The 5214-nt window shown below is 67.3% G+C and carries 6 protein-coding genes; 1 reads left to right on the forward strand and 5 read right to left on the reverse strand.

The window, feature by feature from the left end; all coding sequences use genetic code 11:
• On the reverse strand, positions 1-254 hold a 254-nt coding region (locus N801_RS21430), incomplete at its 3' end, for a hypothetical protein (RefSeq protein WP_035940784.1).
• A 225-nt stretch (positions 255-479) separates the two neighbouring features.
• Between N801_RS21430 and N801_RS18495 the strand changes: the two genes are divergently transcribed.
• A complete protein-coding gene (locus N801_RS18495) occupies positions 480-902 on the forward strand; it encodes a DUF2752 domain-containing protein (RefSeq protein WP_211254759.1) in 423 nt (140 codons plus the stop codon).
• 346 nt (positions 903-1248) lie between these two features.
• On the opposite strand, the gene N801_RS18500 is transcribed toward N801_RS18495, so the two are convergent.
• The 4 genes from N801_RS18500 to N801_RS20475 form a co-directional block, all read right to left on the reverse strand.
• Positions 1249-2409, reverse strand: a complete 1161-nt coding sequence (locus tag N801_RS18500; protein ID WP_156996911.1) for a phenylacetate--CoA ligase family protein — start codon at positions 2407-2409, stop codon at positions 1249-1251.
• Positions 2410-2644: 235 nt separating this feature from the next.
• Entirely contained in the window at positions 2645-3832 is a 1188-nt protein-coding gene (locus tag N801_RS18505) for a YVTN family beta-propeller repeat protein (protein ID WP_245618511.1), read from the reverse strand.
• Between the two features lie 871 nt (positions 3833-4703).
• Positions 4704-5000 carry a hypothetical protein gene (locus N801_RS18510; protein WP_052113303.1) on the reverse strand — a complete coding sequence of 99 codons (297 nt, stop codon included), beginning with the start codon at positions 4998-5000 and terminating at the stop codon, positions 4704-4706.
• On the reverse strand, positions 4997-5214 hold a 218-nt coding region (locus tag N801_RS20475), incomplete at its 5' end, for a YgaP-like transmembrane domain (protein WP_156996913.1). The genes N801_RS20475 and N801_RS18510, both read right to left, overlap by 4 nt.

Below are 5214 nucleotides of genomic sequence, written 5' to 3' on the forward strand. Positions count from 1 at the left end.
TATGAGGCATCGCGGGCCGATGGCGACCGGGTCGCGGTGCGGCTGGGATCCGGGTCCGTCTGCAGTGTGGTTGCCGGGCCGTGATCCTGCTGTTCCTCGCGGCCGGACGGCCTGTGTGCGGCGTGGCCGCCGCATCCGGCGTGCCTCACCCCGTGCCCGGATTGGCCACCGTGTCGGTGGCCCCCGAGATGCATGGCCAGCATGGCCCCGATGAGAATGACCCACACCCAGTTCTGCTGCAGAAACTGTGTCATGACCTACTCCTTGGTGCGACCACCCGGCCAATCGCACCGATTGCGCCAGCCCGGGGTCGCACTCCCCACAGTGCCGTTGGTTCATGAAGCGCTCACCGTCCGAATGCTCATGGATCGATGAAGGTTCGCCTCCCCCGGCTACCGTCCCGTGGCGGGCTGGCGCCCCGGGCGCGCCCTAAGCGGGTCGCAGGGCAGCACGCACCGCTGAGGCGGCATAATTGCCGTGTGCTCCAGCGATCGCCCCGAGACCTGCATCCGGTGCTGTCGTGGTTCATGGCTGCGATCATCCTGAGCACGGCGGTGCTGCGAACGGCGGGGGTGCCGACAGTAGATCTGCACGGTCCCTTGCACCGCATCGGGATTATGGACCCCCTCTGTGGGGGCACTCGCGCAACATTCTTCCTGGCCTCTGGTGACTTCGCAGCTGCTGCCGAGTACAACCCCGTCGTGTTCCCCCTGGCGCTCGGCCTGGCAGCCCTGACGTTGCGCATTCTGCTAGGAGTAACCGCCGGCATCTGGTACGACGTTCGGCTCCCCCGTCAGATGAGGTGGCCGCTGCTCGCAGCGTTCGTGGTGGCGCTGGTCCTCCTGGGCATCCGTCAGCAGATGCACGCGGCGCTCCTCGTGCAGCCATGGACCGGCGGGTGACCGACCGGCAGTGTCCCGGCGCAGCGACCGCGCCGGCTGCGCGAGAGGTGGGCTCGGCTCGCACCACCATGGCGGTCCGACGTGACTCCGCACGATCGCGGCCAGCCTGACAACGCTTCAGACCAGTGGCCCACTGACGACGCCTCCATCGGGCAGCAATCGAGGACGAAGGCTTTCCAAACTCCTCAGCCGAATCACGGGGCCACCCAGGGGCAGCTGCGTGCAACGCGGTGAGGAGAACCGCTGGCGGTGGACGTCGAGCAGGACGCCAACTACGTCCGAGGGGTACGAAGCCGCCCTTGCGTGCGGCTGCTGCACACCCTCTGGAGGGGGCCGCGAGGGAGCATCAGAGTGGATCGTTGCCAGTATTCAAGGACCCCGCCGCAGATCGAATCAGAGGGGCTTTGCCGAGCCTGGTGCGGGGGATGGCGTCGACTCGTTCCACGCGAATGGACGTCTGGGCCGTGCCGATCCGGGTTAACGCCTCGCCCACTGATCTCGCGATACGACCGGGGTCACTGTGTGTCGCTAGACCAACGACCAGGATCGTGAGTCCGTTGGCGTCCTGGACAATCTGCCACGCGGTCACTGGGACGGTGTCCATGACGTTGTGGAAGACGGCCGGTTGCACGACCACATGTCCCCCAGAGGGCCGCACCATCCGCAGTGCCTCCTGTTCCCGGCCCTGAATACCGTCGAGCCGGGCGAAGGGGCGGCCGCACGGACAGGGATCCGCCGGCGAGAGCCGCACGCTGTCCCCCATCTCGTACCGGATGAGCGGCAGCAGGCGCGACCCCAGGACGGTCACCAGCACCTTTGCGCCGTACTCGCCGAGGGCCACCGGCCGGTAGTCCTCATCGACGACCTCGGTGATGACGCTGTCTTCGAACAGGTGCATGCCGCTGTGGTACTCGCATTCGGCGGCGATACCGGCGGTCTCGGTAGCCGCGTAGACACCGAACGGTTCATGACCCCAGGCGCTCTCGATCAGGCGACGGGTGCGGTCTGTGAGGACTTCGGACGAGCTGAAACTTGCCTGTGGCGAGATGGCGAGTCGCCCCGCCAGCTGCTCGGCAGCGAGCAGCCCCAGGACGGAGGCGTAGCCGACGACGACATCGGTTCGGAATGCCTGCAGGAGTGGGGCCAGCTCGTCGACCGGGGTCCCGGAGTCGAGTCTGAGCGTGGGGATGAAGGGGCTGTCGACGGTGGCGCCGACCAGTGCCGACTGGTGCCACGGGGTCGTGGAGCTGACGACCGCCATCTTGGTTCGACGCGTCAGGCGGGGGTCCACCCCGCCCCACGCGTAGGGGCGGCTGTACGAGGCCAGAACCCCCGCCCACTCATCGGCATCCCAGAGGAACACCCCCGGCTCCCCGGTGGTGCCCGACGTCGCGGACACGTAGTACTTGCCCCGGAACAGTTCGCCAGCGGCCATCCGCGGCAGGAAGGACCGTAGGTCCTCCAGCTCGATGCCCCGGTGGGTGACCACCTCGTCGAAGTGCTCCATGAGCGTCGCCTTCGTCAGGACGGGAAGCTCGCTCAGAGGGGCGCCCCCGAGCCCTTGGTGAAACCGCCGGTAGAACGGCGACGCCTTGAAGGCGAAGTTCCGGAGTGCGGCTTGCGATCGCTGTTGGTGGGCCAGCAGCTCAGGGCGGGTCCATGACTCGCGCCGCCGGAGCTCGCGGTGACGAGAGAGGACCTTGGCGAGAAGTGAGACTCTCATGCTCATCCACTCCGTTCAGTCAGTGAGCCATGGGCGCGTTCGGCTCGGCTCCGCCATGTGGGTCTGGCACGTCGAGCTTGACGGCCTTCTGGGCGGGCACGGTGATCGGCGAGAAGCTGATTCCGTTCGGCTTGTCCCCCACGGGGATGCGAGCCACAACGCGCAGTTCCTCGAGGTCGATGACGGCGACATCGTCGCCGTACAGGTTCGTGACGTAGGCGTGACGGCTCGAGGGGTCCACGACGATCCCGTGGGCGCCTTGGCCGGTCTCGACCGTTCGGGCCACCGTGAACGTCGTGGTGTCGATGACCGACACCGTCGTGCCTGGCTGGTCCTCTCGCCCCTGGTTGGCGACCAGGAGGTACCGGTCGTCCGGGGTCACGAAGGTCTGGATCGGCCCATCCCCCACCGCCACCCGGCCCAGGACCTTGCGGGTCGCGACATCGACCTTCACCACGGCGTCCTCGCCGCTGACCGACGCGTAGACGAAGGCGCCATCCGGCGAGAAGGCCACTTGGGCCGGCGCCTTTCCAACCTCGACGTCCGCCATCTTGGTGTTGTTCGCCGTGTCGATGAAGGTGAGGGTGCTGCCTGCGACATTGGCCACGACCACCCGCCGGCCGTCCGGGCTGGGGCGCAACCCGTGCGGCCCGGCCCCCACCGGAATCTCCGCCACAGGGGCCATCGTCGCGGAGTCGATCGCCGTCACGGTGTTGTCGGCACCGTTCGTTGTGTACGTCGTTCGGCCGTCGGGGGTGAGGACGACGTGCGCGGGCGCGCCGCCGGTTGCTGCAACACCATGAAGCTGCAGGGACGAGGCATCGAACATCACCGCCAGCGAGTCATGACCGCTGACCGCCCAGACACTCTTGCCGTTCGGCGAAACCTGCACGTTGTGCGGCCCCTCCACGCCCTTGACCGTGGTGGCCACCGTGTTGCTGGCCGCGTCGATGGCGCTGAGGCTCGCGCCGTCCTCGTTCGCAACCCACACCGTCCCAGCGACCATCCCCAGGTGGGACGACGCACCGCCGGGAACTCCGGATGACCCTGCCACCGGCTCGCGATCGCCGCTCAGAACGAAGGCAACAAGCACGCCCGCGGCGATACCGGCCGCTGCCACCACAGGAACGACAACTCGCCAGCTCTTGTAACACCGCGGGATACGGTCCGCCTGTGTGCCCTGTGCCGTGGACGCTCTGTCGGTCATGAAGGACTCCTGGTCGTTTTCGGTGGACGGCGGCTCGGCGACCGCGCCCCTGATCCGCCATCTCCACACCCTGCGGCTCCGGCCCCTCATGAACGACGTCGATTTCCTCAACGTTTGATCAAGGTTCCGACGGAATGTGTCTTACCGCACGGAAACCGGGTCGCTTGCCCGACATCGGTCCAGCCAGCGCCGAAACCCCCCGGTAGGGCTGCCGGCGCTCAGTCTCGGGTGGGAGATCTGCACTGACCAACGCCTCGTCGCCGATCTCGGCACGACTGTGCCCGCACGCATGACGCCCGGGGTACATGACGCCCGGGGTACGCGCCTGACGTCATGCCCAGACCCCTGGTCGGTGCGTCGATAGGCATCGTGCCAGCGAGGACCGCGTCAAGTCGGGTTTGGTCGAAGCGGGCCCGAATGTTGATGGACGTGCCACCCGTACGGTGTCAGACAGACGGCTTGGAGACGTTGTGGATGAGGACCCATGAGTAGCAACACCCACCCGGCTAGGTGGGTCGCCGAATCTCTTTGATCCTCGGGCGCCGCGGGGCGCGCCACCGTGGCGTTGTCCGACACCGACAGCATGCCCGTACGAGAAACAACGGTGGTCACCGCCGCCGCGAGGATCGCGGAAGCAGCTTGTGGTACAGAGAACCGGTCGCAGTGGGTCCCAGCGCCTACCGGGGTCCCCGCTTCCCAGAAACCGACCGCGCACCGACCCGCCTCCCTTCGGCAGGCTGGTGAACCGGCGATCCTGCCGCGAAAAGGGTCATGGCCGTGGGTGGCCGAGCCGGACTCCGTTGGCTAGGCGTGTCGAGATGGGCGTTGTCGGCCGAGGAACAATATACCCCCGTGGGGTAAACTGTTCTGATCAGTGCCGATGCCCGGGCATGAAGAACATCATCGCGGCCATCATGGCCGTGCACAGGAGTGCGTAGGCGATGGCGCCCGTGCCGGCAGCGCCGGTAGCCACGAGCGCAAAGACGATCAGCAGCATGGGAACGCAGCAGAGCAGCATCATCAGACCGTGACCGCGACCATGACCGTGAGGTTCGTCCGAGGGTCGGTCGTCGGGCTGGTCAGGCATCTGCTCAGTTGTCGTTGCTGCCGTGGACGTCTCGTCGTGCCAGTGAACCAGCGGGCGGTCGCCGTTCGGTGTGGTGCTCATGACGGTCGTCCTTTCAGTGATGCTGGGACGTGCCCCAGCTTCTTGTACAGCGGGCAGTGGCCGGTCGCGCCGGTGACCACGAGGTCGAGCCCGGCGAGGCCCAGCAGGGCCTTAAGGACTACCGCGAGGCCGGAGCCGGCGTCCTGGAGGAGCAAGACAGCTGCGACTACGGCTGCTGCGCCGACGACGATTCTGGCGATGCGTTCAGCGGGGG

Origin of the sequence: Knoellia aerolata DSM 18566 (assembly GCF_000768695.1) — a bacterium.
In the GTDB taxonomy this organism is placed as follows: domain Bacteria; phylum Actinomycetota; class Actinomycetes; order Actinomycetales; family Dermatophilaceae; genus Knoellia; species Knoellia aerolata.

Coding starts and splice junctions, on each gene's coding strand:
- N801_RS18500 (WP_156996911.1), bottom strand. CDS start 2,409: ATGGAGCACTTCGACGAGGTGGTCACCCACCGGGGCATCGAGCTGGAG.
- N801_RS18505 (WP_245618511.1), bottom strand. CDS start 3,832: ATGACCGACAGAGCGTCCACGGCACAGGGCACACAGGCGGACCGTATC.
- N801_RS18510 (WP_052113303.1), bottom strand. CDS start 5,000: ATGAGCACCACACCGAACGGCGACCGCCCGCTGGTTCACTGGCACGAC.